22 protein-coding genes and 4 pseudogenes are annotated in these 25,443 nt (G+C 60.8%); 12 read left to right on the plus strand and 14 right to left on the minus strand.

Going from position 1 to position 25,443, the window contains the following annotated elements; genetic code table 11:
• Positions 1-400: 400 nt before the first annotated feature.
• The 5 genes from MFF64_RS29120 to MFF64_RS29140 all read right to left on the minus strand — a co-directional run bounded on the left by MFF64_RS29120 (position 401) and on the right by MFF64_RS29140 (position 3,488).
• On the minus strand, positions 401-691 hold the full coding sequence (locus tag MFF64_RS29120; RefSeq protein WP_238193011.1) for a hypothetical protein: 291 nt from the start codon (positions 689-691) through the stop codon (positions 401-403).
• A gap of 489 nt (positions 692-1,180) precedes the next feature.
• Positions 1,181-1,489 (minus strand): hypothetical protein, encoded by a 309-nt coding sequence (locus MFF64_RS29125; protein ID WP_238193012.1) that lies wholly within the window; start codon positions 1,487-1,489, stop codon positions 1,181-1,183.
• An 8-nt stretch (positions 1,490-1,497) separates the two neighbouring features.
• The gene (locus MFF64_RS29130) at positions 1,498-1,728 is read right to left on the minus strand and encodes a hypothetical protein (RefSeq protein WP_238193013.1); all 231 of its coding nucleotides are present in this window, start codon (positions 1,726-1,728) and stop codon (positions 1,498-1,500) included.
• Positions 1,725-1,907 (minus strand): hypothetical protein, encoded by a 183-nt coding sequence (locus MFF64_RS29135; protein ID WP_238193053.1) that lies wholly within the window; start codon positions 1,905-1,907, stop codon positions 1,725-1,727. The genes MFF64_RS29130 and MFF64_RS29135 overlap by 4 nt, the downstream gene beginning before the upstream one ends.
• Positions 1,908-2,315: 408 nt before the next feature.
• Positions 2,316-3,488, minus strand: coding sequence for an MFS transporter (locus MFF64_RS29140; protein WP_238193014.1), 1,173 nt, complete (start codon positions 3,486-3,488; stop codon positions 2,316-2,318).
• Positions 3,489-4,528: 1,040 nt separating this feature from the next.
• Here MFF64_RS29140 and MFF64_RS29145 point away from each other — a divergent pair.
• A complete protein-coding gene (locus MFF64_RS29145) occupies positions 4,529-5,956 on the plus strand; it encodes a mannitol dehydrogenase family protein (RefSeq protein ID WP_238193015.1) in 1,428 nt (475 codons plus the stop codon).
• Positions 5,957-6,089: 133 nt separating this feature from the next.
• Here MFF64_RS29145 and MFF64_RS29150 read toward each other — a convergent pair whose 3' ends face one another.
• Both MFF64_RS29150 and MFF64_RS29155 read right to left on the minus strand, forming a co-directional pair.
• The gene (locus tag MFF64_RS29150) at positions 6,090-6,968 is read right to left on the minus strand and encodes a hypothetical protein (protein ID WP_238193016.1); all 879 of its coding nucleotides are present in this window, start codon (positions 6,966-6,968) and stop codon (positions 6,090-6,092) included.
• A gap of 503 nt (positions 6,969-7,471) precedes the next feature.
• A complete protein-coding gene (locus tag MFF64_RS29155) occupies positions 7,472-7,609 on the minus strand; it encodes a hypothetical protein (protein ID WP_238193017.1) in 138 nt (45 codons plus the stop codon).
• A gap of 203 nt (positions 7,610-7,812) precedes the next feature.
• On the opposite strand from MFF64_RS29155, the pseudogene MFF64_RS29160 reads away from it, so the two are divergent.
• Positions 7,813-8,260: pseudogene (locus MFF64_RS29160) on the plus strand (transposase family protein); the annotation flags it as partial.
• Between the two features lie 106 nt (positions 8,261-8,366).
• Here MFF64_RS29160 and MFF64_RS29165 read toward each other — a convergent pair.
• From MFF64_RS29165 to MFF64_RS29175, 3 genes and pseudogenes are all read right to left on the minus strand, one after another.
• Complete coding sequence (locus MFF64_RS29165) at positions 8,367-9,557, minus strand: NADH-quinone oxidoreductase subunit D (protein WP_099902158.1); 1,191 nt, start codon at positions 9,555-9,557, stop codon at positions 8,367-8,369.
• A gap of 281 nt (positions 9,558-9,838) precedes the next feature.
• Positions 9,839-10,012, minus strand: a pseudogene (locus MFF64_RS29170) (DUF892 family protein); the annotation flags it as partial.
• A gap of 120 nt (positions 10,013-10,132) precedes the next feature.
• A complete protein-coding gene (locus tag MFF64_RS29175) occupies positions 10,133-10,363 on the minus strand; it encodes a hypothetical protein (protein ID WP_238193018.1) in 231 nt (76 codons plus the stop codon).
• A gap of 387 nt (positions 10,364-10,750) precedes the next feature.
• Here MFF64_RS29175 and MFF64_RS29180 point away from each other — a divergent pair, with 387 nt between their 5' ends.
• A complete protein-coding gene (locus MFF64_RS29180; protein ID WP_238193019.1) occupies positions 10,751-11,182 on the plus strand; it encodes a hypothetical protein in 432 nt (143 codons plus the stop codon).
• 412 nt (positions 11,183-11,594) lie between these two features.
• Here MFF64_RS29180 and MFF64_RS29185 read toward each other — a convergent pair whose 3' ends face one another.
• Complete coding sequence (locus MFF64_RS29185; protein ID WP_238193020.1) at positions 11,595-12,707, minus strand: PQQ-dependent sugar dehydrogenase; 1,113 nt, start codon at positions 12,705-12,707, stop codon at positions 11,595-11,597.
• Positions 12,708-13,202: 495 nt separating this feature from the next.
• On the opposite strand from MFF64_RS29185, the gene MFF64_RS29190 reads away from it, so the two are divergent.
• Positions 13,203-13,382 carry a hypothetical protein gene (locus tag MFF64_RS29190; RefSeq protein WP_238193021.1) on the plus strand — a complete coding sequence of 60 codons (180 nt, stop codon included), beginning with the start codon at positions 13,203-13,205 and terminating at the stop codon, positions 13,380-13,382.
• Between the two features lie 1,033 nt (positions 13,383-14,415).
• Here MFF64_RS29190 and MFF64_RS29195 read toward each other — a convergent pair.
• Entirely contained in the window at positions 14,416-14,646 is a 231-nt protein-coding gene (locus MFF64_RS29195) for a hypothetical protein (RefSeq protein ID WP_238193022.1), read from the minus strand.
• 670 nt (positions 14,647-15,316) lie between these two features.
• Between MFF64_RS29195 and MFF64_RS29200 the strand changes: the two genes are divergently transcribed.
• The 3 genes and pseudogenes from MFF64_RS29200 to MFF64_RS38215 all read left to right on the plus strand — a co-directional run.
• Positions 15,317-16,534 (plus strand): hypothetical protein, encoded by a 1,218-nt coding sequence (locus MFF64_RS29200; protein WP_238193023.1) that lies wholly within the window; start codon positions 15,317-15,319, stop codon positions 16,532-16,534.
• Entirely contained in the window at positions 16,524-18,464 is a 1,941-nt protein-coding gene (locus MFF64_RS29205) for a plasmid replication protein, CyRepA1 family (RefSeq protein WP_238193024.1), read from the plus strand. The genes MFF64_RS29200 and MFF64_RS29205 overlap by 11 nt, the downstream gene beginning before the upstream one ends.
• An 805-nt stretch (positions 18,465-19,269) precedes the next feature.
• Positions 19,270-19,863 (plus strand): annotated as a pseudogene (locus MFF64_RS38215) (ISL3 family transposase); the annotation flags it as partial.
• 164 nt (positions 19,864-20,027) lie between these two features.
• Here the strand turns inward: MFF64_RS38215 and MFF64_RS29215 are convergent.
• Positions 20,028-20,468, minus strand: a pseudogene (locus tag MFF64_RS29215) (IS66 family transposase zinc-finger binding domain-containing protein); the annotation flags it as partial.
• A gap of 281 nt (positions 20,469-20,749) precedes the next feature.
• Positions 20,750-21,355 (minus strand): hypothetical protein, encoded by a 606-nt coding sequence (locus MFF64_RS29220; protein ID WP_238193026.1) that lies wholly within the window; start codon positions 21,353-21,355, stop codon positions 20,750-20,752.
• 1,487 nt (positions 21,356-22,842) lie between these two features.
• On the opposite strand from MFF64_RS29220, the gene MFF64_RS29225 reads away from it, so the two are divergent.
• The 5 genes from MFF64_RS29225 to MFF64_RS29245 all read left to right on the plus strand — a co-directional run bounded on the left by MFF64_RS29225 (position 22,843) and on the right by MFF64_RS29245 (position 25,377).
• A complete protein-coding gene (locus MFF64_RS29225; protein ID WP_238193027.1) occupies positions 22,843-23,064 on the plus strand; it encodes a hypothetical protein in 222 nt (73 codons plus the stop codon).
• 107 nt (positions 23,065-23,171) lie between these two features.
• Positions 23,172-23,567, plus strand: a complete 396-nt coding sequence (locus tag MFF64_RS29230; protein WP_238193028.1) for a hypothetical protein — start codon at positions 23,172-23,174, stop codon at positions 23,565-23,567.
• A 44-nt stretch (positions 23,568-23,611) separates the two neighbouring features.
• Positions 23,612-23,848, plus strand: coding sequence for a hypothetical protein (locus MFF64_RS29235; RefSeq protein ID WP_238193029.1), 237 nt, complete (start codon positions 23,612-23,614; stop codon positions 23,846-23,848).
• Between the two features lie 58 nt (positions 23,849-23,906).
• Positions 23,907-24,158, plus strand: a complete 252-nt coding sequence (locus tag MFF64_RS29240; RefSeq protein WP_238193030.1) for a hypothetical protein — start codon at positions 23,907-23,909, stop codon at positions 24,156-24,158.
• Complete coding sequence (locus MFF64_RS29245; RefSeq protein WP_238193031.1) at positions 24,148-25,377, plus strand: site-specific integrase; 1,230 nt, start codon at positions 24,148-24,150, stop codon at positions 25,375-25,377. The genes MFF64_RS29240 and MFF64_RS29245 overlap by 11 nt, the downstream gene beginning before the upstream one ends.
• The last annotated feature ends 66 nt before the right edge of the window (positions 25,378-25,443 follow it).

The following is a 25,443-nucleotide window of genomic DNA, read 5'->3' on the forward strand; positions in this document are numbered from 1 at the left end:
AAACGCCGACACTGCACTAACTTTGAACTTGGACCACCTCGTGGGGGCCGATCACGGGCGCTCACAGGGCAATGACAAGGTCGCCGGAGGTCTGCGGACGTAAGCCGCTGCAAAGGACTCAACCGGCAAGATGTGGCAGCGTAGGGGCCTTCAGTGGATCCGGCGTGTCTCGCCTGCATCAAGTTACCCTTCGTGCGACGCGCTGGGAACAAAGGTGGGGCACGCTACGCCACGGGGTGATAGTTTCGGTCAAGGCAGAGGCGGGGGACATACGCACATATGTCGCCGCGGCCATCTCGTCTTCCAAGTTGGTCTGCTGCTATTTTAGCCCTGTGGCAGTCGTTAGGAGCAACTTACTCGAACTGCCCAACACGAAGGGAATTATCAATATTAAATCAGCTCATATTCCGACTTTGATAAACCAGATTGCAGCAGAGACCCCCAATCCGGCAGCACCTATAAACCCAATGTATAAGGCAAGTGTCGGATCATAGTGATTGTGAGCGTAACCCGGCCTGCGAGGGGAGAGACGCCACCGCTCCTTGATTTCGGCGAAACGGGCTCGGGTGATGTCCTTCGGCGAAAGCGCGTTGCCGCCCGCTTCCTCACAGGTCCCGAGCATCGCCATGCCAGGATCAAACACCTCGACCTTATCCCCGCTGCGGCCTGAGTCGATGTCGCCCTTCAGCATTGCTGTGTTTGGGTTTGGGGCATCAACGGGAGCAGGAGTGTCGCCACGCTGAGCTGACAGGTGTGGCGGGATATCAGTTTTGTACCCCATCGAGCTTGATCCAATACAGATAAGGCCGCAGCCTTGTGTGTCCACTTGTACTACGCGTTTGAAGTGCCTAAGCTGAAGGCGTGGCGGATGGCGGATTGTGGCACACCAGCCAGCCACCCGCGACCATGATGACGACCCTCACCGCAGCCCCACTCACGATGCCGAGTCGTGAGATTGTAGAGCGCCCTCGTGAATGTCTCGCATCATCATGCCCTTCTATCTGATCCGCCCGGTAGTCTCAGGCGGCTCGCTCCACTAAGTGAGCCACCAGGGTCAGCTAGCCGTGACACCGCGCCGGAAGCGCCGAACTCACAACGACCCGCTGGAAATTACGACCATGGACGCCGAAGGGCGTGCCGGTCTACACAGACGCTATGGCGCACTGGAAGCAATGAGGGCCTATGAACTGCGACTTTTGAGGCTACTCTGCTCGCCCGACTCATCGGTCATCGAACTCGCGAAGCCGCTTGTATTGCCGTCATCCGTAAGCTCAATATCGATCTGTCGGTTGGCGGAGTGATCCTGGTACTGCTCTGTTTGGACGGTCTTGCTATCCAGGCCGCGCTGGTCGGTGTGACGCGACTTGTCCCGATTGCTCAGGACCATGTTGTCGGGGAGAATGCCCTCTGGCAAGTCGGTCATCGCACCAGACCCGTCACGCTTGCCCTGCGCACCGGGACCGATCTTATGTTTGTTTGCGTTTGCCATGTGGTCCCTCAGTGCGAGCGGTCGGAACGATCCGGGGCGAGGCCCTTCATGTTGCTGTGACGATGATGGGCATCCCGCTCACCGCCTCCGCCGGAGATGGTCGAGGTGTCGGGATTGGTCGATCCGCCCGTGGCGGACTTGCCATGCTCCTCTGGCTGGGGCTTCGAGGAGTCCTGGTGGCTGCTGCCGGGGCCACCATGGTGGCGATTGGCGGCGCTCGTCTTCTTGGAGGTGCTCATCGATCCTGCTGATAGCCCTGGTGAACGGTGTTGACCTTCGAGTTCCCTGCTTGTCCGATCTTGTCCGGATTCTGAGTCTGAGACCCGCCCTGGCCCTCCGTGAGCGGCGCTGAGGTGGCGCTTCCCGGACCCTTGTTGGACCGGTTGGCAGGTGGGACGGGCGGCGGTTTTGTGGTCATGTGTGTCTCGAAAGTAGCGGATATCTCTACCAACCCGTGTGGCTTTACGACGTTCCTGGTCGGTCCCAGAGCAGCAGGGAGCGTATGGCAACGCACACTTCTGGGAACGTGAACTCTGCCCCGCCCATGTCTCTCGGCGGCCTGTACGGCGGTGACGCCTTTGCTAGCCAGCAGCGTGACCCTGGCCGGCAGTGCCCCGACCTCGTCGGTGTGGATCGCGGGTGCGTCGTAGGACGCGTGTCGCTCCTCCAGGAGCGGATGCGCGCGTCCCGACTCGGTCGAGGTGATCCGCCGCGCGAAGCCTGCCTCGGGCGTGCGCGTGCTCGGGCGCGCGCTGCCGCTGACGGCCAGGGTCACCACCTGCAGCCCAGCGCAGCAGCCGAAGGCCGGTGTGAGGATCGAGGCACCTCAGGCGGCCGAGACCTCGTCGTTAAGGCCAAGCGGGCGCCGTAGCGGATGGCTCTGTCCGCGGACGCAGTGATAGAATACCCCAACGCCGAGCACCGCCGGAAGCACCGCCAAGGATGGCACCTGCGTGAGGCCCGCCACAAGGGCTGCGGCCAAGCAGCCGGATGCAGCTCCTATGTCCCAGCCGGCCTCTGCTGCGAAGTTGAAGCGGTAGGCGGCCCCGGATTGCTTCGCACTGTCGTAGATCACGGTCATCAGCACAGGCACGTATAGGCCCTGAACCGCCGCCCCACTGGCGTTAGCAAGCGTCGCCGCGAGAGGGGACCAGGTTGCACAGGTGCGCAGGATGAAGCCTGCCACCAGCGCACATGAAACCAGGGCAAGGCAGCGGTCGCGCCCACCGCGATCAATGGCACTGCCGCACAGGAGACCGGTCACTGCGCCCATTACGCCTGCCGCCGCATTTGCCACGCCGAAGGCAGCAAAATGCAAGTCGAGTGAGAGGAAGAGCGTCATCGGCCAAGCAATAGCCAAGCCGGATGCCATCCAGCCATCGGCCGCGAAGGTAGCGAAGCCTGAGCGATCGATGGATCGCACCGACTCCCGGATGCTCGGAACCGGACCGCCTGCGATCCCTTTAAGGGCGAGCAGCGGGGCAACCGACATCATCGAGATCAAGGCGGCGATTGCGAAATCCACTGCTGGTCCGAAGTGTTCGAGGAGAGCGCCACCCGCCAGTGGACCTAGCACGTTGGCCAGCGCGCCGGCCGCGGCCCTGATCCCAACCTCCCGACCCCGAGCCTCGCCGCCTGTGACGGCCGCAGCAGCATGGTAGACTGGCCAGTAGAGGGACTCCGCGAGTGATACCACGAGCAACCAGGCAACCAGCCAGTACGGCTTGTCCGCGCCCATGAGGGGGAGGAACTGGGCAGCAACCAGAATGGTGCCGAGCACGATAGCGGCCTGGTAGCCGACCCGTCGAACGATGCTCAGTGAGATGAAGCGGAGGCCGAAGCGCATCGACAGCAGGGCAGCGTAGGCGGACAGCGCAGCGGGCAAGCTGAAGCCGAGCTTCAGCAGGTAGGCTCCTACGAAGCCGCCCGCGAGCGCGACCGAGAGTTGGTAGAGGCTGTAATGGAGCGTAAGCAGTCGGAACTGGCTGTGACCAGGCACGTGGTCGTTTCCTTGATGATCGCTGGTTTGGAGCGCGTGTCAGATGTGGATGGAGCGCATGAATCAGGCGGCGGTTTCACCCGTGAGCCCAGAAGGCGTCTTTCGAGCTTTCGAAGGGATTGGTAAACAAAATCTTAAATTATGCTGATATCGATATAGCCTCAAGCAGATGCGACAACGATCGTGTGAGCACGACGAAATTGACCTTCATTCCAAAATAAAATCAGTGATATTCGAAGCCCCGATGGGCCTCGGCTACACTCGAGTTGGCCAGCCAAACGGCTCCGATGACCTGCGCGACCGCGGGTTGCACGGGTCTCTTCGCCGCAAGCTGTCACCAATGAGGTGCCTGAATGACCCATGCTGTGAGGTCTGAGGGTCGAGGCCATCAACTGCTCGGCGCGGCGCCTCAGACAGGCGAACGAACTCACATTCCGATGTCCTCGATGGTCGACTGAGCCGTCGGCCCGTGGGCGCGTCGCGAGCGTGCCAGGTGGCATGCCCCGACTGGGCGCAAGTGGAACGGAATCGTGGTGATCTTGAGACGATTCCGGCGCGTGGAATGCGCATGACGCGACCCACCCGTGCTCGGGTCTGCCCGTCTCTGCGTTGCGCAGCCTTGAGGCGAGCCCCGAGGAGGTACCAACCTTCAACAGGGGCCGGTCGGTGAACCGATAGCTGGGCCATCGGATGTACGACTCTGATGAGCCGTGGACTTTTTGCGCTGCGATAAGCACCTATCGATCAACGCCGAGTATTGATCTATGTTTGTATTAACATGATTAAATTAGGCACTATGTAAATTAACATAAATCGATTAATGCAAAAATTCCGACGAACGAGTCAGAACCTTTTTTTGCGAGAAGCGATTAGTTGTTCCCATCATTTGGCCGTCTGACGGTGCTGCAGGCGGGAGTACAGATGTGGCTGATCTATCCAATCTGAAGCCTGTAGCATCTGGTCTCCCCCTCGACCCAAGCGCCGCCACGCTTCCGCCACCGAGATTATCACTCCGCAAGCTGGGCTGCGTTCCGCGGACCGTGCGCCGTCCGGGCTTTGAGGTCGCGGCACTTCGACCGGGAATCCTGCACCTGGGCTGCGGGGCGTTCCATCGCGCACACCAAGCCGTCTTCACCCAGCGCGCTATCGAGGCGGCGCCGGGTCCGGAGCCGGCGCCGTGGGGCATCGTCGCAACCAGCCTGGTCCGTCCCGTCGCGCGCAACACGCTTCATCCGCAGGATGGTCTCTACACCGTGCTCGAGCGGGGACCCGATGAAGTTCGGGCTGAGATTGTCGGCACGGTGCGGGAGGTCGTGTTCGTGCCGGATGCTCCAGCTGCCGTATTGGCCCGCTTTACGGATCCAGCGATCCAGCTCGTGACTCTCACGATCACCGCCTCCGCCTACTGCCTGCACCCCTCGAGCGGCCGCATCTGCCCCGACCACCCCGCTATCCAGCGGGATCTGCACTCTGGCACGCCGAGCAGCGCGCTGGGCGTGCTGGTGAGTGGCTTGGCCGAGGTGCGCAAGGCGGGGCGACGCCCACCCGCGGTGATGTCCTGCGACAACCTCGAGAGCAACGGCCGCACGTTGCGCCAAGCCGCGGTGGACTACGCCGCGCTGCGGGACGACGGCTTGGCGAACTGGATTGCTCATGCCGTCCAGTTTCCCAGCTCCATGGTGGACCGGATCGTACCGGCTGCGACCGTGCTGGACGCGGCCGATGCGACCGCGCTGCTCGGGTTAGGAGATGACGCCGCCGTTTCGGCCGAACCGTTTAGACAATGGGTGATTGAAGCGTTCGAGGGGCCTCGGCCACTCTGGGAGGCGGGCGGCGCTGAGTTCGTGACCGATGTTGCTCCCTGGGAGGCGTCGAAGCTGCGGCTGTTGAACGGCACCCACATGGCCATCGCATATCTTGGGACGCTGGCTGGCCTGGGAACGGTCGCGTCCTTCGTGGCGGATCCGCTTTTTGCCGACTACGCTCGCCGCTTCATGCTCCAGGAGCAGATGCCTACCCTGCCACCGAGCGGACACGACATCGAAGCCTACGCCCACCAGCTCCTTGAGCGCTGGCGCAATCCCAACATCGCACATCAGCTCAGCCGCGTCGGCCGGAACGGCTCGCAGAAGCTGCAACCGCGGCTACTCGCCTCCTTGCGTGACAACCTCCGGGCTGGCCGTCCCGTCTCCTGTACGCTGCTCGCCATCGCTGCCTGGATTTGCTGCGCCTCCGGAGCTTCCGGACCGGCTCAGGCAATGGAGGATCCGCTCGCCGGCGAGCTGACCCGCCTGAGCGAGGCGTCAGGCGATGATCTCGGCCGCCTCGCAACATCGGTCCTGCAGCTAGAGGACGTCTTCGGGTGCGAGCTGCCCCGCCTCGAAACTGTCCGGACCGAGCTCGCCGATTTGATGGGACAGCTGCGAGCCCACGGAGTTCACCGCACCGTTGCCAACCTCTTGGGCTGACCTGGACAGCTTCAACCGACACTGCCGTCGAGATTGGCGACGCAGATGGAAGCGAGTTCATTGCAGGAGCACAATGATAAGCGATGTCGAGGACGACATCGCGCAGGTGACGGATAGCCTACTCGCCGAGCACTCATGAACCACTTTTCGACCGAGACCCTGGGTTCGTAGGCAGCCCGGACATGGGGTAAGGCGAGTCCGAGAAAAGACATCGCTGCTGCTCGTAGAGCCAGCGCAACGCCTCGGGGCATCCGTCGAACAGATATTCCCATCCGCGCACGAGTTCCACAAGCAGCGCTTCCGGGCTAAGCGAGATTTCGCGGAGGTCCGGCCCTATCCCGGCGAACGTGATCAGGCGCTGCTCGCAGGCGAACTTGGCGAGGATGCCGTCCGACTCTTGCATCACGCGGCGTCGTAAGTCCGCATCCTTGAACCCGCCGACAGGACGGGTGTGCACAACCGAAACCCCATCGATAATGCCGATGTGTTCGTAATTCAGGATCTTCGGCCAAGCTGCATCGAGGCCGAAACCCCATCCTGTCGCCGAGAGTGCAAAGGTGGGAAGGAGCTCCTCGAGAACCGTCCGGCGGAAGCACGGGATCATGATCTCCACGAACCCGACCTGCCTCGCGAAGAAGCTCGTGTTCCGCATCGCGATGAAATGGGCATAATGCGAGGCCTCGTGGAGGGCCGGCGCGAAGAGATGAAAGTCGAGTGCACGCCCGACCCCGAACATCGCGGTAATATCATCCTGGCGTGCGAGGATATCGTCGTCCGGTAGCCAGATTTGGTCATAATCGCGCCAACCGGGCCATGCGTTCAACAACTTCGTGAGGCCGGTCCATTTCGGTCCGGGTATGACGTCACCGATATAGCAGTTCAGGTCATCCTGGGGGCCGATGTCCTCGAAAGGACAGAGGTAGAGGTCCCATTCTCGCGGCCTGCCCACATCGGTCCAGCACCGGTGAAGCGATTTCCGGCCAACCCGTGCGATGACGAGAGAGCGACTCATGAAGCCTCCGCTAGTTGGTCGAATCTGGGCGTCAGGATCGTGCCCATTTGAGCGATGTACATGAGGCTGAGCGAACGCGGTGACCAACAGCGCCGGCCTCGACAGGCTGCCAGGATGGTGAGGCAAAGAAAGAGATTATCACCGCTTTAGGCGATACATCACAGCGTCAACTAGCAGCAGCGCGAAACTGGCCAATCCTCGCTCTGCTCCAGCAACACTGCAGGATGCGTCATGCCACCCTTGCTTAAATGATGCATTATAGCGTCGTCCCAGACCTGCTCAATTCAGAATCCGCAACACGGCACGGCGCGCGGGATACGTTCTTTGATGCGCGCAGCGGCGATCGCAACACTTAGGGCAAGCGCCGATCACCTAGGCCCCACCTTTCTCGAAGACGAGACACCGACTGTAACGTAGTCAAATCATCAAGCCACTAGAAGGCACACGGTGATTGGCACGCCGACAGCAGTGATGGCCACGCCTAGCAGGCGGAACATTCCCGCTCACCTTCCCAGCTCCTCCCTCTCTCCACGGCCGAAGAGCGCACAGGTGATGCCGCCGAGAATCATGAGAACGACAGTAATCTCGAAGCCATCCGCGAGGAGACGGTGCTCGATACCCGACTCGAAGGCCAGGCCCACGATGTATACGTCATATAGGACCGCTGCGAGATCACGAGATCCAGCACAGGTGACGGATCAGCTAACATTGCATGAAGATATCAGGGGAGTCTCATCCACTCTTTGATTTAAGTTACAATTAGGCAATTTAATCCATAATCCATGTTTTCACTCGCAATAGATCCGCCCCACGCAGGTGCTATGCTTCTAGCCAGATGCAACTGGTGTTCGTGGCCGTCGGCCACCGCTCGGCCGAATGCGCGGGCCTGCATGTGGCGCACCGGATCACGCGCTTTGAGGCGCTGGAGCTGATCCGCCAGGGAGTGCGGCAGCGCTTCGGCGGCTTTGCCGCAAAGGCCGCCGGCGTGCTGAGCGTCCGGCACGACCACGGCAGCCAATACATGTCGGATGCTTTCCAGGCGGAACTGGCGTTCCTGGGCATCGCGAGTTCGCTCGCCTTCGTGCGTGCGCCGGAGGGGAACGGCTTCGCCGAGCGCTTCATCTGCACGCTCAAAGAGAACGTGCTGTGGGTGAAGCGCTTCGACACGGTTGGGTACCTCCGCGGGCGCTGCTGGCGTTCCGCGAGGCGTACAACGAGTTGTGGCTGGTTGAGGGGCACCGTTCTCAGCCGCCGGTCGCGCCCCACAGCTTTCACCCGCGGCCCAGGCCGTGGAAACTGCAGATCGGCGTCTCACAATCCGCGGGCGATACACGGGGATCATCTTTCGATCCTTTCCAAGTCAGGGCCCGCTTTGATCACGCCTCACGAAAGGCCGGTTTACCGGTCTACCTCTCCGAAGACGATGTCGAGGGTTCCCAGCACACATGAGACGTCCGCCAGCATGTGACCGCGGCACATCCAGTCCATCGCCTGAAGGTGGGCGAAGCAGGGCGACCGGATCTTGCAACGGTAGGCCTTGTTGGTGCCATCCGCTACCAGGTAAACACCGAACTCGCCTTTAGGCGCTTCGGTGGCGACGTAGACCTCGCCGGCCGGGACGTGGAAGCCCTCTGTGTAGAGCTTGAAGTGGCGGATGATCGCCTCCATAGAGCGCTTCATCTCCGATCGCGGCGGCGGCACGAACTTGCCGTCAAGGGTCTGGACCGGCCCCTTCCCGGCCGGCTCCCGCAACTTGGTGACGCACTGCTTCATGATGCGCACGCTCTGGCGCATCTCCTCCATGCGGATCACCTGGCGGTCGTAAGTGTCGCCGTTCTTTCCGACGGGGACGTCGAACTCGATTTCCTCGTAGACCTCATAGGGCTGCGCCTTGCGCAGGTCCCACGGTACGCCGGAGCCGCGTACCATCACGCCCGAGAAACCCCAGGCCAGTGCCTCCTCAGCGGTGACGATGCCGATATCGACGGTGCGCTGCTTGAAGATGCGGTTGCCCATCACGAGGCTGTCGAGATCGTCGAGCACCCGCGGGAAGGTGTGGCACCAAGCTTCGATGTCGTCGAGAAGCGAGGGCGTCACATCCTGGCGGACGCCGCCGACTCGGAAGTAGTTGGCGTGCATGCGCGAGCCGGAGGCACGCTCGTAGAAGATCATCAGCTTCTCGCGTTCCTCGAAGCCCCAGAGTGGGGGCGTAAGAGCACCGACGTCCATTGCCTGCGTGGTCACATTGAGCAGGTGCGACAAGACGCGCGTGAGTTCGAGGAAGAGCACGCGGATAAGTTGTGCGCGCCGGGGCACTGCGAGGTTTGCAAGCTTCTCGATAGCGAGGACGTAGGTCTCCTCCATCGACATTGGGGAAACGTAGTCGAGGCGATCGAAGTAGGGGATCGTCTGCATGTAAGGCTTGCACTCGATAAACTTCTCCGTTCCGCGGTGGAGGAGGCCGATGTGGGGATCGACGCGCTCCACCACCTCGCCGTCGAGATCGAGGACGAGTCGCAGTACGCCGTGCGCTGCCGGGTGCTGCGGACCGAAGTTGATCGAGAAGGTGCGAATGTCGTGCTCAGCCATGCAGGTGTCTCCTCACCGCTAGATCTGGCAGCAGGCACTGAATCGCGCATTGACCTAGATTGGCGCTATCTTCTGGTGTCCGCCTGTGGCATCAAGCGCACGTCGCCTCGAAAAATAATGTAGACTTGCGCATATACTTACCAATATTTAGGGATACGCTTGCGTCCTGCTTGTTCCCGCTATTGGCCCAGAAACTATGTTTGATGTATCTGTCAGGATGCCCGTCAACGGCACCTATCGATGACCCTGGTCACGAAGTGCCCGTGCATCTGCAACACCTACTCCAGGCGTTTAATCTGGGCTGCCGTCTCGCGCAGGTGCATTTCGAAGCCCCGTTTCAGCTGCGCATCACTCGCCTTGGCGATTTGGTTCTCGGCGCAGTAGATATCCTGCAGAGCGTGGACGAACAGCTCGTCCAGGGTCTTGATGTCGGCGGCGAACGGGGCTGATGGCAGCGCACCTCCAGCAGAGTAGCCCGAAAGCTGCGAGCCTTCTTAAGAGAACAGCAGGGGAGAGCCCGAGTTCGGCACCTAAGGCTTGGCCGGCGCCGACATGTGGAAGTGCTGAGACGGTTCTCAATCAGCTAAGACGTGGAACAGGTAGTAGCCGGTGTGGCGCGTCGCCTCCCTGACCGGTTTCAACCTGAACCCTGGGGGCACCGGCTCGCCGGCGTGAACGGCGCCCCCGTACTCCCACATCTCTCCGCGCACAAACGCCGGATTCGGCCGATCCGAAAGGACAGCGCAGCGCAGACCAGGCTTATCCTTGCGATAGAAAACCTCGAAGGTTTCAGGTGTCCGCAGCATGCGTGCTCCTCCCACGTTGAGCATGCCGCCTAAAGCACGTGGGAGGCAGCATGGCATTTACATGAAGCAATAAATCTCTGTCGAGCAGACAATTTAGCCGCCACTTTCGCTCGAGGGCGCATATAATTTCATATGTCGTTTCGGAACCGGAGTAGCAGAGGATCGTTCTGCCGCGGATTCGCATGCTGCTCTCCGTAGCTTGTCTAGCGAGCTCATAGTCCTACGTCGGATGGCCTGCCGTTGGCTCGCTCAAGACTCTTGCACGCGAACCCTCCAGACTAACTACCCCCAATTGGCATCCGAAAGACGCTGGATCGATCTACATCGCGTGGGAACCCGGTATCTTCGAGTGCAATTTCCTTGTTGAGAAGAACCGTGGAGGAACGCATGAGGACAGCCTCATCCCTGTTCGGTGCAGCCACCATCCTGGTGCTCACCGCCTCGTCGACGCTCGCCGGACCGTGCGCGACTGCCAACACGAGCAGCTCCAACGCCGATCGCTCAACCAAGAACCTCGCCGACGGTCAGCAGCCAAGCTCGCCTAAGACCGTGGGCGCGATGAACTACGTTGCGGCTAGCCGAGCCACGTCCCCGGCTGACGTCACGCTGCAGGCCGAGGGCAAGCCGACCATGGCCCAGCAGGGGCAGCAGGCCAGCCAAGGGCAGCGCGCGACGAACGACTCAAGCTCGAACTCTGATCGCTCGACCAAGAACGTGGCAGGCGGTCAGCAGCCCGACTCGCCCAAAACGGTGGGTGCGATGAACAACGTGGGCGCCAACCAGATCTCGGGTCGCCAGGATCCGAACGACGGATGTTAAGATCTGGCCTATTACTATGTGGGATAGCTCGTTTGCTGGGTTGAATGGCTAGACAACTCGAGAGTGACGGGATTTCCTCGAGCCGCATGTGGCGCGGTTCTCATCCTCGAGTGGGAGCTCAACTGTTCAGCACTAGGGCCGCAGACCCGGACAAACCTTGCCTGCTGGCACACCGGCACCTGAGCGGTGAACCGTTCATCAGCGATCCGGCGAGCTCCTCTTCGACAGCTCCGCTGAGGGCCTAACCTCAGTGGGGTAGTTCGTTACCGACACCGACCCATCCGTCCGCTGGCTCATCGTTCGCGCCTTCCAATGCCTGGGTTCGCGCGCGGGGTGCGGACGGCTCGGATACGGTACTTCGCCTGCCTGAAGTTCTGGCTGCCGCGCAGTGTCATAGTGGATGAGGTTGAACTCAATGTGCTGGCGAAACGCGTAGGATCCGGCCCTCGTTCTCGTCGGTGAGGAGGTAGAGGAGACCGTCCGGCCCTTGGGCGACATGACGGATGCGCTCGCCCATGGGGATGCGCTCCTCGCCAGTGACACGTGACCCCGCGAGCGTCAGACGAATCAGAGCCTGTGAAGCAAGTCCGGCAAGCAGCAGGTTCCCACGCCAAGCCGGCAGGGCGGAGCCTGTGTAGAATGTCATCCCGGAGAACGAAACCGAAGGCGTCCAGTGGTAGATGGCATCGGCAAGGTCGGGCCGCGTTGTCGGCCTCGGGATTGGCCGCCCGTCTTTGTGGTCGCCCCAGCTGACCAGCGGCCAGCCGTAGTTGCAGTCCGGCTCGGGGATGTTGATCTCGTCCCCGCCCGTCGGCCCGAACTCACCTGCCCATAGGGCACCGGTGTCTGAGTGGACCGCAAGGCCCTGAATGTTCCGATGGCCGTAGGACCAGATCTCCGGCCGGCCCTCTGCATGTCGCACGAATGGATTGTTGGGCGGCACCGACCCATCCGGATTGATGCGGATGAGTTTGCCTATGTCGGTCGCGAGATCTTGGGCCCGATCAGGTTCGTCACGGTCACCCATCGAGATGAAGAGCTTGCCGTCCGGCGTGAAGGCGAGGCGGGATCCGAAATGATCCTGGATCGGCGAGGCTGGCTGCTGCTGGAAGATGACGTGGAAGTCGTCCAGCGCTGTAGCGGCTGTGTTGAGGCGGCCGCGTCCAGCCGCCGTGGCCCAGCCGCCCGCACATGGCGCGACATAGGTCAGGTAGACGAGGTGGTTCTCGGAGAAGGCGGGATCAAGCGCCACGTCCATGAGGCCGCCGTGCACCCGCGGTGTGCCGGCGAGCGGGGGAGATACTCGTCCGTCAACGGAGACGATGGTCAGGCGACCCGGCTGTTGAGTGACCAGCATGCGCCCGTCCGGCAGGAATGCGAGGCCCCAAGGATGATCGAGGCCGCGTGCCACCGTCTCGACGACGACCTGGGCCTCCTCGGTCGTGAGGAGTTGATTCGGCTGGCTCCGAGAAGACAGCGAAGCCGCCGCGAGCATGACGATGGTGAGGACGACAAGTCGGATCATAGCACGTCTCGAGCCGGCGCCTCACTCGCAACTCAGCAGATCTAATTAGGATCAATAGCGGGAGCGGCGGGGCGGAGGTGGCGCTCTTAGCGGCGGCGCGTGCATGCAGCGGATGCAAGAGGACGGCTGGAGTCCTGGTGTGCATGTCGACTGGGCCAGTGCGTCCGCGGCTCGCGCACGATCTGGGCACCGAGCCCCGACAGCTGCGGGTACGACCCGGCGATCTGGCCGAGACGGCACTGAGAGCGGGAGGCTTGGTCGATCCTCCACAAGGACGATCGACGTCTCGTCTGCCGGGACACCCACGGCCGCCCCGGCCGGCAACCCCGGGGCCGATGTGCCAGAGACCGCTTCCACGTATCGGTGCGTCCCCCGAAGATCGAGGCGCGGAGAGGTGGCCAACCTTGCCGGGGATCACCAGGATGTGGGTTAGCACCGAAACCATCGGAGACGGAGGAGCTTGTACGCTTTGTTCGTCATGGAGCAGCGATCACAATGAACATCCAGAACACAATCCGCGAGGCGATTGTAGCCGAGCTTCGCCGTCAAGCTGAGGCGGGCGAGGATGCCCCGATGATCGAAATCCGCGACGACGAGTTCGTCGTGATCAACGGCCGGATCGACCTCGACGCGCTCATCATGGTTGTCGAAGGAGCCCTAGTCGGTGGTCCCTGAGTTCGGCTCGTACGAGGCTGTATGACGAGGATAGCTGCCGTCCATCGCGCCGTCGGACCGGTGACTAGCAGAGCGAGGTTGCGAGGTCAAATTCTCTACTTTGATGCATTCACGTGAGATATAATCATGTGAGTACATGATTTATGACGACTTCGCTGCTCGAGCTTTGCTGCGCCGGCTTAGGACTGGGGTCGCTGGAGTGCGCTATCCCTCCGCCATTGCCGACCTGCGCCTGAGCACTGTCACTCTTACGTTTCGTCGAGTGTAGGTCGCCAAACGTGACAAGTCGTTCTGAGCGCGCCCGCTTGCGCTTTTTGATATGTAGCGTCCCAGCCTTGGTATGCAGTTTCGACATTCCACCTCTCCGTTCCAGCTGCGGCTGAATATGCTCGCATTATGTTTTACTAACTTTCCCAATATACTTTTAAATCGGTTTGTTTTTGGGCAAATCATGTCATTTGGGAGCCGCTGCTACATACCCCCCAGTTTTTAATATCGGAATCGAATTGAGTTAATACACTCATTGAGAATGGTCACTGTGGTTGTTCTTGCAAAGCTAAAATCGAACTACACAGGTTGAGATCGTACGAACGCCATAACCAAAACAGGCCCATGTAGATCACTGCGGTCTGATTTTATCAGGTCCATGAAAACCGACAGGGTGACACCGATGATAAATCCGCCACCACCATGTGACGTCCTCGTCCAGATGGAACAGCGAGCGCAGCGAGCCTGTGCGGAGCGGAGCGGAGCACAGCAAGTAGGAGATCAGCCGCTTGCATCGCGTAACGCGTAGGTGGCGGATCAATCTCTCTGGGGTCATTTGGTCGGCCTCGCTACGCTCGGCCGACGCTTCGCGATCTTGCTTTGTGGTTCTAATCACGACGCTGCCGAGTGTTCGGAGGGTACAGTTCACCCTGCCTGGGCGAACTGCTCGATCTCAGGCTCTGCCTTAGCGTCCCGGAAAGATACACCCGATCAGCACACCTTGCGGTCAGGACAGGCCGTACGTGTTGCCCTGTTACGTGCTCGTTCACTCGACCGGAGAGGTCGATACGGCGGCGGCCACCCCCAGCTTATCGGGGAACTCGGGGGTGACGCGCTGGTCATTTGCCAGCATCTTGGTCCCTTCGGACCTTCTCATGGTGACTACGCCAGACACCCCGACCTCTCTGGATAGGCCGACGAGACGGTGGACTGTTCGGAGCCGCCACAAGCCCCGGGGATCGGACCCGGTTTCTATGTGCATCGCGAGCAGGACCATGCGATCCACTCATCTACTTATCCGTGTGATCAGCTCAACCAAGCAAAATCATGTGCCGGGATGTGGGAAAAGCGAACCGGCAGCTCACTGCACCTCATCTGGGCCTGCATCCGCAGTGTGCACACATGAGCTGGAGCCGGGTCCCGTGATGGGAGGGATATAACGAGCCTTGTTCCGGAGGAGCCTATGTCTGCCATCGCGCGAGCCTTTTTGGGAGCCAGTGCCTCTTCGCGAGAGGCTCTGGGCGCGCCTCTTCCTTCGACATTCACCTTCTCACAGGGAGGCTGTCCCTTTCCGAGATAGAGCCTTTCCCTCTGAAGCAGTCTTTCGTAGAGCCTCTTCGATTAGTTCATCGCCTCTTTTTCGTTGAGAGACTCACACACTCTTTCTTTTGTGTTTTGATGTTCAAAAATTATTCTCACTAGTACTTGACACCGAGGAGCGCGACGTCATCTTACAACCATCCCGAGTCAGCCCGCGTCTTAATGGCCGGACTAGTCAGGGACGGTACCGCGCGCTCATCTGCCTAACCTGTTGGACAGAAGGCGCTCGAGCACCGTCAAGCTTGTGAGACGGCTAGGATCCGCATGCCGGAGCCTGCGGTCTGACGTGCCTAGTCCTAACACACCACAAGAAGCCGGAGAACCCAGTTTTCCGACAAGGATGCCCCATGACGAATCTCGAGCGGAAGCTGAAGATCGCCCTCAATCCAGATCTCATCGACAAGAATGAGGCCGGCAATGCATCACTCTTCGCTCACGGCTGGGTGAACGCCGAGGTCACCCCCGATGAGTTCATTGCCGCAGTCACCCAGCGCGGCTGGGCCTACTGCGCGCAGCTCGGAGGCTCCCGCAAGGGGAGCAACTTCCTGGCCTGCAACGTCGCCTCCGTCGATGTCGACTACGGCCTCACGGTCGAGGAGGCGCTCGCCAACCCCTTCGTCCGGCAGCATGCCCTCCTGCTCTACACGACGGTACGGCACAGCTCGAACGCCCACCGCTTTCGTGTCGTCTTCCTATTGCCCGAGAAAATCACCTCTCCGCGCCGGATGAGAGCGATCAACCGTGGCCTGACGCGGTGCCTCGGCGGCGATATGGCGGCGACCGACCCCACCAGAATCAGCTTCGGCAACCGCAACGCGCAGGTGCATCGCATCGACGGCCAGGTCGGTCTCGAACTCCTGCGTGAGTTGATCGCTGACGCTGCCCTGCCTGACAACACTGACCTTCCGGCCCAGGAGATCGTCAGCCGCCGCTCGGTCGTCAAGCTCCCCCGCGATCAGGAGCTGCGGCTGGCCGACGGGCGGCCGATGCTGCTGTGCGATGCCCTGCCGCGGTCGGTCGTGCACTGCCCCGTCCACCCGGACGAGAACCCGAGCGCGTACGTCGTCCAGAATCGTCATGGCGTACTGGGCGTCTTCTGCTCGACTTGCGCGAAGAGCTTCTGGCCGGTTGACCATCGACCTGACGACTACGATCCGGACGACTTCGTCAAGGCGGCCCAGGCTGTCGCAGCTGCCGCAGCGGCCTCCCGGCCCGAAGCGGACGCCTCGCCGAGCCTGGATCAGCTCACCCCTGAGCCCCTCACCGGGAGCAGTGTGCACCTCGTCTCTGGACGACCCGCTCCCAACGAACTGCTGCCCGGGATCACGCTCGTGCGGAGCAAAAAGGGCAGCGGCAAGACCGAAGCTGTGAAGCGGTTGGCTGCGCGCGTGAAAACGGCTCTGCTCGTAGGTCATCGGCGCACGCTCATCCGGGGCAGCTGCAAGCGGATGAGCTTCGTCTGCTACCTCGACGTGAGCAAGAAGGCCGCCCTGCCCCACAGTCATCCAAGCAGCGACGCAACTTCTCTGGATGACTTCCTGTGGGAGGACGAGGATGACCAATAGGAAGAACACGACGATCAGGAAGCCGTGCCACAAACCTAGGAAGCGCAAGACGCCCCGGCGCTATGGGATCTGCCTCGACAGCCTGCCTCAGATCCACCATCCGGACGGCTTCGATCTCCTCGTCATCGACGAATCCGAGCAGGTGTTCGCCCACCTATTCTCGAAAACGATCGTATCGCGCGGCAACCAGGACCGCATCTACAAGCTCTTCGCAGAGAGAGTGCGACAGGCGAAGTACATCGTCGCTCTCGATGCCGACCTCGGCTACCTGACTTACAACACCCTCGCCCGCATGGTCAGCCAGCGGAGTGCGAACGGGGACTGGAAGCCGCAGAAGCCGATCCATCTCTGGATCAACGAAACGCCTGCGGCCCCGGGAGAGGTGATCGAGCTTTATCAGAACAAGAATCACCTCATCGCCGACCTGCTGCAGGCTATCGAGGAGGGCAAGCGCTGCTTCGTAACCGCGAACTCGAAGAACCTGATCGACAAGCTCGAGCCGATCGTGCGCCAGCGGTTCGGTGACAGCAGGCGGTTGATCAAAATCACGGCTGACACCGGCTCGTGCGCCGAGGTGCAGGACTTCGTGGCGAACGCCGCCGGGCAGGCAGCAACCTATGACGCCATCCTCTGCTCGCCCTCGCTCGGCACCGGGGTAGACATCACCTTCCACAACAACGCCAAGCTCGTCGATGCCGTGTACGGCTTCTGCGAGCCGAAGGTCAACACGCACCTCGACTTCGACCAGCAGCTTGCCCGCGTCCGTCATCCCGGATGTGTCAAGATCTGGATCACGCCCCGCCGCTTCAACTTCGAGACGCATCGTGACGTGGTGCGGCAAGACATCCTGCGGGCTGGGCTGTACAAGGACATGCTGGAGGGCTTCGACGACGGCAAGCCACGCTTCATCGAGGACGATCCGCTGATCGAGGCGGCGGTCCTCGTCAAGTCGGCCCAGCGCGCCTCGCAGAACGACCTGCGCGGCAACTACATCCGCTACAAGCAAGCTCAGGGATGCACCATCGTCCACGTCGGCAAGAACCTCGACCGCAGCGTCGACGGTCACGCTGCCTTGAAGCACGGAGAAGCTCTGGCCGGCGAGGAGCTCGAGGCCCGGATCATGGGCGCGTCAGTCCTGGCGCGGCCCGACTTCGAACAGGTCCGAAAGGCACTCGAGGCCGGCGCCGTCATCGGCGAGGCGACCCGCAACTCCTACGAGCGCACTGGTCTGGAGCTGTTCTACCGCGCCGAGGCGTCACCGGCACTGGTCCGGCTCGACCGCGGCGGCCGGGGTCGACAGGAGATCCGCCTGATCCAGGAGGTCACCCGCCTCCCGCCTGAGTCCGTCCCGGTGAACCCGCTGGAGCCGATGCACAAGAACCTGAGCTTCATCGGCGACGACCGGCAGGACCTCGCGCCGGTCCTCGTGCGGCTTCTGCGGCTGACGCCGTTTTGGCGGGAGCACCGGCACGATCCGCTCCCGCTGGCTGCGACCGAGGGCGAGGCGGGCCGGCTGGCTCCGCCCCCCGATGCGTGGCGGCTGGTGTCGGAAGGACGCGTTGCGGGATCGTTCGACGCCGAAGCGATGCTCGACGCCCGTGACCTGCAGACCTTCGCGCGCTTCATGATCGACAACAAGGGGCCGCTGGAGACCCTGCTTGGGTTCGAGGTGCGATCCGACATCCTGAAGAAGCCGGTCCAGCAGCTGGGGCAGATGCTTGGTCTCCTTGGTCTCGCTCTCACGGCGGCCGGAACCCTGAAGATCTCGGGCCAGAAGATTCGCCGCTATCAGCTCGACGCGACCGCCCTGTCCGCGATGGAGGGAATCGTGGCCCGTCGGGTACGAGATAAAGGCTGGGCATCCCTGGTCGACCGATACGGGCCGCACATGGACCCCTCGGAAGTCGATGAGTGGAAAAGGCCCATGTAGAAACCGAAGGGGGGGCTAAGCCACTCCGGGGACAACAAGGGACATTACAGGACGAGGGGGAAATGATTTCTATAAAAAAGCTCTCCGTTGTCCCCCGTGGCGGACGACGGGGGTGCCGGACGGGAGCGGGGACGACTGGGGTCATCACAGGGAGAGAGGGGATAATGATCTCTAAAGAAATCCCTCTGTTGTCCCCGGCGCGAAGGGGGACGTGGTGGGGGTATGGAGGGCGCGCGCAAGCCCCTTAGCCACAAGCCTAGAGCCGCGAGCATCCTCCACCCGCGGACCGCGACCGCCAGCCATGTCATCCCCAACAGAGGCATCTACAGGCGGCGGCAGATCTCGGCCCTGGACAGGACCTAGACGGCGCGCGAGCGATCCGTCAGCCATGCTCCTACCGTCCATCCGTTTCGAGCTGCCCGACGACCACCTCGCGCCGCGCAAGCTCCTCCCAAAATAACGACCTCTTTCCGCCCGAAGCCGAGATCGCGCTGTGGCTCAGCCAGAACCCACGGGGCTGGGCGGCCCAGGCCAAGGAGCTTGGGCGTGGCGGACTGCCACGCATCGACGCCGTCATGGGTGGCAGGTTGCCCAATCGCGCCTGGGATTGCCCCGGATCGGTTCTTGCTCGTTTTGCGTGGATAGCGGTGGATTGACTCGGGCCGCTGATGGGTAGGCCTGCCCTCCCCATCGTGGATGGCATGGATTTCCCCCTCGCCATTCCCGAGTGCCGTATCGCGCGGTTCGTAGAGCAGCACGAGGATCACCTCATCATCCCCGTGCGACTGGACGCAGCCAGCGGCCGATGCCCCGATTGCGGGCAGGCGAGCCGGTCCGTCCACAGCCGCTATCACCGCCAGCCCGCCGACCTGCCGACCTGCCGGTGTCGGCATCGCAGACCAGGCTCCGCATCGAGGTGCGGCGGTTCTACTGCCGCAACCCAGCCTGCCGACGCCGGACCTTCGCCGAGACGCCCATGACTCTCCTCGCGCCGCGCGCCCGGCGCACGCGGCGGCTTTGCGAGGCACAGGCCAGGGTCGGCATCGCCTGCGGCAGTGCAGGCGGTGCGCGTCTCCTCGCGCACCTCCACATGCCGGCAATCCGTGCGACCGTTCTGCGGCTCGTCACCCGCACGCCAATGCCCGACACGCCGGCTCCCATCCGGATCGGGATCGACGACTGGGCGATCCGGAAGGGCAGCCGGTACGGCACGATCGTCGTCGATCTCGATCGTCACCGCGTCATCGATCTCCTCCCGGATCGCACGGCACCCACGGTAGCCGGCTGGCTCGAATGGCATCCCGGCGTCGAACTCGTCGCCCGGGATCGCTCGACGGAGTATGCCCGAGGTACAAGCCTCGGCGCTCCCCAGGCGCAGCAGGTCGCCGATCGCTGGCACCTGCTCACCAACATGCGGCAGGCCGTCGAACGCTGGCTTCATGGTACCCATGCCCGGTTGCGGAGCCTTCCGCCCCCCTGGCTCGGCCGTTCGTCCCGCCCGGCGCGACCGCACTTTTGCCCGCTCTCCGTCAGAGCTGGAAGCGGGGGCACAGAGCCGGACACGATGGCAGGCTGTCTACGACGAGGCCCGAACGGTGTCGCGTCGGCCCCCGCCGGGCGTGGGGCGGCGACCTGGGTCCGGCAGGCCGGGCAGGTCACCCGAAGGCGCCGGTGCTGCTCCACTACCGGACGAACGAGCGGCAGGTCGATCCGCTCGTGCACGCGGACGACCTCGGCCGGAAGATCGGCCGGCAGCGGTTTGCCGCAAGACGGGCAGGCGGAGGGCCGATGCTCCAGCACCTGATCCGGATCCGCGGTCAGCTCCCGCTTGTGCCCCTCATGCCCGGGCTTGGCACCGCCGGGACGGGACTTCTCCCGCCGTTCCTTACGATCCGTGGCCGGCGGCTTGGACGAGGTGCGCGAGGTTTTCTCAGGCCGGTGCAGCTTCAGCACCAGCTCGATCAGTTCCTCCTTGCTCAGGCGCTCCAGGTCACTGCGGCTCATCCCGGCAGGGAATCAGCCAAACCGTCAGACGGCAAGGGGGGACGACCTAACACCTAAGCCGACATAGAGCCGCCCGTCACGGCACCTCCTGGGTAATTACTAGGCATGAACAGCGCGATCGCCCGCCACTGCTCGTCCGGTAGCCAGAACAGCTCTGTCATAGCCTCCTCCATCGGGTAGACGCCTGGAATCACTTTCCGCTCGTCATCGCAATACCTAGAAATAGGTTATACCATAGAATTGTATATTTCTTATTCGATACTAATATTGCATATATCCATCTAATTACGCGGTAGAAACTTTTTTTGGTCTATTTCTGCATAGACTTTAGCTATTAATCTAGATGCAATTCTTTTGTCTACTTCTTCGTCTATGCATTCGAAGAGGTTAATGAGAAGCCGATTTCTACGAATAAGAGAGCCCGTATTATTTTGCTTGCCAAGAAGTGAAATGCCATGTCGCTCCAAGATATCTCGAATGTGCGCGGTGAATAATTCTCGTTGCGTTGCTTTTCGACCGGCCTTGCTGGGCGTAGATCTTAAATTCTCAAGCATCACCTTGAGCTTAGCCTCAAGTTCTGATAGATCTTCATATATGCGAAGTACGAAAGGTAGATCTTGCTCATAATAAATTTTTGCGCTATCATTAAAAATATAAGTATACAAGCACTTTTGTAAATTGCTAGCAGCTGATATTGAAGATTCTAATTGACGCGCCGATTCACTAGGAGGAAAACTGTGAAATTCCCGATCTTCTTTTTGTATACGCCACTTATGTAGAAATTCGTCTAGATCTATTTGCAAGTTGTGACTTAAGATCATGTCTTTACTGAGAGCTTGAACGCGCTTTGGATTCAAAACATATGCACAGAAAGGTCTCTGTTCCATGCTCTCCTCCTGTAGTGGTTCATCATAAATGGATAATATTGCTGTTCCATCCCCATCATGCGGAACTCCGACCGGGCATGGTATTGAACATGCAATTTGGAATCATACATGAAGGCGATGCGTAAGCAAGTATGTCTGTGTCGGCTTTAGAATGTCACGGGCGGTAGATACTTCTGATGAATAGCCTTACTACTAGGATTTCAATCATGGCTACAAACACATCAAAGCGCTCCTCATAGTAGCGCACTTACCGCCGCCAACGCATCATTCAGCCGAGGAACGCCTCGAATACCTTGCCCTTGCAAGAACCTGAGGTCCTTGCTGGCACTCAAGCTCGCCCACGATCTCAAGCGCGACGTCACAGTATGCTGCGGCGCTCACCAAGCGGCCCTGCGTCGTAAGCTCCATCAGCGAACCGGGGCTTGAAGCATGGTTAGTGGTAACGGTTGTCCGTCGTGATTGCCTCGTCGTCCGCCACGTCCTGTACGTCAGCGGGCGTGAGATACACCATCAACAGGGACCTGTCTGTCTATACCGCGACGTAGCACTTGCGTTCCCTGATGCGCTTGCTGGCGTCATAGACCCCTCCGTATGTAGCGCCCGGCATCTTCAAACTTTGACCGTCGATGACGCCCGCAGCCGGGCTCGCTTTGCGCCCATCCTACTCGCGACCCAGAATGACGGCCACGTAATACATGGTGCGCAACAGCAGACGGCGGATGATGCGGCGGGACCGCCAGTAGACCGTCGGCCACGAGTCGAAGTCGGTCAGCAGCATACACCGGGAGGAGCCGGCGCGGGCGAGGGAGCGCCGGGCGTTGAGGAGCCCACCTTGGGTTTGCGCAGCGTGCGGCGGGTTTGGACAGCAGGTACGCGATACGCTGCCATTCGGCATCGATCAGGTCGTTCGGGTAGCGCCGCTGCGTCCTGAAGTCGGTTTGGCGCGCGCGGCTTTCAGTGCCCACATCCCTTTGACATATCTGCCGAAATCGCACTCCGCAAACTGACATACCCATTCCTAAACGAGCATTCAATGTCGGCAGCAGTATCAAGTGGGCACATGCCGGCTATAGGTAAAAAATCGAAGCTTGGCAGCTCCTATTTCTTGCACCCAAGACACGTTCTCAACGCCTTGGATGCTGATATGAAGCGATGGCGTTGAGGCTTCCAGCCACACTGGGATAGACGAAGACATGTCGTCTAAGAAATCCAGCCTGCTGGTATCCTCTAAGCACACGCCTATAGAACATCATTTATGAGGCTATAGATGATGGATCACTCTTCAGTTAAATCGCAATCAGTATGCCTACCTACTTGCGATCTACGCGCGTTCCCTGAGGTTTACACTCCATTGGAGAAATTACCTTCGGAACGCGGGGCAAAGTGAGCAATGTGAAATTAGCAGAGGAGCGTGGCGCCTCGATGACTCAATAGCCAATTTTCTCGCAAAATTCGCTACATCAATCAGTGCAATCGGAGAGATAACAATGAGCACGAACAATATGCCTCAGAACACTATTCAAAATGTGCAAAAATTCGTCGGCGATCTCAATGACGATACTCAGCAGGGGCAGATCAAATGTATAGCTAACGTGGCCGTGTACGCAGACGGCTCAATCCGCAGCACAATCGTCGGGCGTGCGTCATCAGAAGGTTTAGTGCGCGAGCTCAAACGGTTGCGCAAAGTCGCTAAAGGTCAAATCGAATGACACACACGTATCTACACTTAGCTTTGGGCCTGTCCTAATCGCCCCGTACCTCAATAATGCCAATCAACATAATCAAGACTTCCATCAACACTTAGGTGAGCCGTAAGATGAGCATACAGATTTATTCATGGCCTCATGGCGCTAGAGATATTCGTGAGCCTCAATTCATGAATGACATAGCCGAACGACAATGCCGTAACATTCCTGAACAATTCGCTGAGCTAAGAAGAGTCAAGGATCTCTCAAAGAAAATACATAGACACAAAAGAGATCTTATATATCTATCGGAGGTCGTTGAAAATGAAGATGAGATCGAGTACTGCGCAGCCCTGTCGTTCAGAATGAATTTTAATCTGACAATCTTTCCCGATATTCTTGAAAATCCTATGCGCATCAATATTAATTTGAAGCAACGTGTGAAGGATCTGATCCTCTGCTGCGATGAAGACATACTCGAGCTGAACCCGGTGTTGCATCTACACCTTGAGGCGGCGAGCACGTAGAAGTGGATTTAAAACCGATAAAACCCTACAGCAAAGGAAAACCCATGCCCTACAAGACTGTGCCGGTAGATACGGACAAGACAGTGGAAGAATTCACTCAGGAGCTTCATATTGAAGCAGAAAGAGGTGAGGTCGATGCCATTGTAAATATAACTTTTTTTGTAAGCGGCTTGGTTAGAGGCAGTATGATCGGGGATATTCCATGCGAGCTGCTGGAGAGTCAAATCAATATCCTTCATAAAATTATTCAAGATCACAGGGAACAAAATTCATCGCAGTAGATCTCAAGAACATGCGGAGCAGCTAATTCAAAAATACAGTCCAGCAGCACACCAGACAATGAACCGCCGCGCATCTCGCGACCACGGGCTATTCCCTTCCGAAGCCGAGATCGCGCGGCGGCTCAGCCAGACGCCTCAAGAGTGGGCCGCCAAGGCCAAGGCCCTAGAGCGTGACGGACTGCCACACATCGACCCCGTCATGGGCGGCCGGTTCTGGCCGGCGGTCCGCGCCTACTTCCTCGCGCGGTACGGTCTCTCCGGCGCCGACCCGCTCGCGCCCGACGGCCCGGAGAACCTCGATGCCCTCTGACCTCGACGCGCCCGGCTACAAGGAGCGAAACAACCCGGGCGGGTCATGCCGGCGGTACTGGTTCGCTCCGCACCGGGCCGTGAAGGCCGGCTACACGCCGACGGTCGTCCCCCTCCCCTACTCGCCCGATGAGCCCGACGGCCGCCGCCTCATCGAGGCGACGTGCCAACGGCTCCAGGCCGAGATGCTGCTCTTCCTCGCCAATCACGGCCGTGAGCAGGCCCGATTCGACGGGACCATCCTCGGGCTCTCCCGCCGCTACCAGACCGACCCCGCCAGCCCCTTTCAGCGGCTCAAGCACAACAGCCGCCACAAGGACATCTACACGCTCAAGCTGATCGAGACCGCCTTCGGCCAGCGCTCCCTCGCGGCCCTCAAGATCGGTGATTTCCGCCGGTGGTACGACGAGGCGAAGAAGCCGAGCCGACCGGACGGGCCGGAGCGGGTGCGCCGGGCCTGGGGCATCATCAAGAAGCTGCGTGAGCTCTTCGCCTACGGCATCATGGCCGAGCTGCCCGAGTGCGAGCGTCTGCACACCATCCTGCGCCACGCCCGCTTCGCCCAGCCAGCCCGCCGCCGGGTGGCGATGGAGCTGGCCCACGTGGAGGCTTTCATCCCGAAGGCCCTCGCGATGGGTCGCTTCTCGTTGGCCCTGGGCACGGCCATCCAGTTCGAGACCGCGATGCGCCAGAAGGACGTGATCGGCGAGTGGGAGCCGGTGCCGGATGGCCGACCAGTCCCGGCGGGCGCGTTCGTCCTCAACGGCCGGCGCTGGGTCCGCGGCCTGACCTGGGAGGATCTACCGGCCAACCTAGTGATCCGGAAGGCGACGACCAAAACCGGGGCTTATGCGGCTCATGACCTGAAGCTCTGCCCGCTGGTGCTGGACCTGCTCGACCGAGTGCCGCTCGAGCGGCGGACGGGGCCGCTGATCATCGACGAGGCCTCGGGCCGGCCCTACGCCGAATCAGCTTACGGCCGCGAATGGCGGATCGTGGCGCGTGCCGCCGGCATCCCGAGCCACATCTGGAACATGGATGCCCGCGCCGGGGCGATCACCGAGGCCGAGGATGCCGGGGCCGACCTCGACCACATCCGCTCAGCTGCGGCGCACTCCCAGGCGGCGACCACGCAGCGCTACTCGCGTGGGGCGGTCGGCAAGTCGCGCCGGGTGGCCGAGCTGCGGCTGGCACACCGGGCGATGCGCAATGGAACATGAGGCGGGAGCAACCCGGGATGCTGGGTGCATCTCGACCCGCTGAACACGCATCGGTTGGATCACGTA

Source organism: Methylobacterium frigidaeris (assembly GCF_022179185.1).
GTDB classification, from domain to species: Bacteria; Pseudomonadota; Alphaproteobacteria; order Rhizobiales; family Beijerinckiaceae; genus Methylobacterium; species Methylobacterium frigidaeris.

Excerpts from the sequence above, each read along its gene's own strand:
- MFF64_RS29230 (WP_238193028.1), top strand. The coding sequence starts at position 23,172 with ATGAGCATACAGATTTATTCATGGCCTCATGGCGCTAGAGATATTCGT.
- MFF64_RS29240 (WP_238193030.1), top strand. The coding sequence starts at position 23,907 with ATGAACCGCCGCGCATCTCGCGACCACGGGCTATTCCCTTCCGAAGCC.
- MFF64_RS29120 (WP_238193011.1), bottom strand. The coding sequence starts at position 691 with ATGCTGAAGGGCGACATCGACTCAGGCCGCAGCGGGGATAAGGTCGAG.
- MFF64_RS29165 (WP_099902158.1), bottom strand. The coding sequence starts at position 9,557 with ATGGCTGAGCACGACATTCGCACCTTCTCGATCAACTTCGGTCCGCAG.
- MFF64_RS29200 (WP_238193023.1), top strand. The coding sequence starts at position 15,317 with ATGACGAATCTCGAGCGGAAGCTGAAGATCGCCCTCAATCCAGATCTC.
- MFF64_RS29190 (WP_238193021.1), top strand. The coding sequence starts at position 13,203 with ATGAACATCCAGAACACAATCCGCGAGGCGATTGTAGCCGAGCTTCGC.
- MFF64_RS29245 (WP_238193031.1), top strand. The coding sequence starts at position 24,148 with ATGCCCTCTGACCTCGACGCGCCCGGCTACAAGGAGCGAAACAACCCG.
- MFF64_RS29235 (WP_238193029.1), top strand. The coding sequence starts at position 23,612 with ATGCCCTACAAGACTGTGCCGGTAGATACGGACAAGACAGTGGAAGAA.
- MFF64_RS29220 (WP_238193026.1), bottom strand. The coding sequence starts at position 21,355 with ATGGAACAGAGACCTTTCTGTGCATATGTTTTGAATCCAAAGCGCGTT.
- MFF64_RS29225 (WP_238193027.1), top strand. The coding sequence starts at position 22,843 with ATGAGCACGAACAATATGCCTCAGAACACTATTCAAAATGTGCAAAAA.
- MFF64_RS29195 (WP_238193022.1), bottom strand. The coding sequence starts at position 14,646 with ATGGTCCTGCTCGCGATGCACATAGAAACCGGGTCCGATCCCCGGGGC.
- MFF64_RS29130 (WP_238193013.1), bottom strand. The coding sequence starts at position 1,728 with ATGAGCACCTCCAAGAAGACGAGCGCCGCCAATCGCCACCATGGTGGC.
- MFF64_RS29205 (WP_238193024.1), top strand. The coding sequence starts at position 16,524 with ATGACCAATAGGAAGAACACGACGATCAGGAAGCCGTGCCACAAACCT.
- MFF64_RS29180 (WP_238193019.1), top strand. The coding sequence starts at position 10,751 with ATGAGGACAGCCTCATCCCTGTTCGGTGCAGCCACCATCCTGGTGCTC.
- MFF64_RS29135 (WP_238193053.1), bottom strand. The coding sequence starts at position 1,907 with ATGACCACAAAACCGCCGCCCGTCCCACCTGCCAACCGGTCCAACAAG.
- MFF64_RS29185 (WP_238193020.1), bottom strand. The coding sequence starts at position 12,707 with ATGATCCGACTTGTCGTCCTCACCATCGTCATGCTCGCGGCGGCTTCG.
- MFF64_RS29125 (WP_238193012.1), bottom strand. The coding sequence starts at position 1,489 with ATGGCAAACGCAAACAAACATAAGATCGGTCCCGGTGCGCAGGGCAAG.
- MFF64_RS29175 (WP_238193018.1), bottom strand. The coding sequence starts at position 10,363 with ATGCTGCGGACACCTGAAACCTTCGAGGTTTTCTATCGCAAGGATAAG.
- MFF64_RS29150 (WP_238193016.1), bottom strand. The coding sequence starts at position 6,968 with ATGAGTCGCTCTCTCGTCATCGCACGGGTTGGCCGGAAATCGCTTCAC.